A 260-nucleotide genomic window follows, 5' to 3' on the forward strand; every position below is an offset into this window, starting at 1 on the left:
CTTGCTTTGCAGCCGCTGCTGGTAGCCCGAAGCCGCGCGCGCGAGCACAAGCGTGCTCAGAATGCCGGTCGAGCGATAAGGCTTGGTGATGACGCCGTGCGCCTGCGTATCGAGCAGCATCTTCAGCGCGGTACAGCGCTGGCCGTTGAACGACAGCGCGCCGAGCAGACACTCCTTCACGGTGAGGTCGAGATCGGCGTCGGGCAGCACGATCGCCGCGTTCTTCGCGTCGAGGCCGAGGATCGCGCGCAGCCGGTGCG

General features: G+C 66.9%; 1 protein-coding gene. It reads right to left on the minus strand.

Features of this window, described 5'->3' with window-relative positions; all coding sequences use genetic code 11:
* Window positions 1-260: aldehyde dehydrogenase family protein (locus SB772_RS42605; protein WP_410838845.1), on the minus strand; the 260-nt coding region annotated here is incomplete at both ends.

Origin of the sequence: Paraburkholderia sp. SIMBA_030 (assembly GCF_046535245.1) — a bacterium.
Taxonomy (GTDB): domain Bacteria; phylum Pseudomonadota; class Gammaproteobacteria; order Burkholderiales; family Burkholderiaceae; genus Paraburkholderia.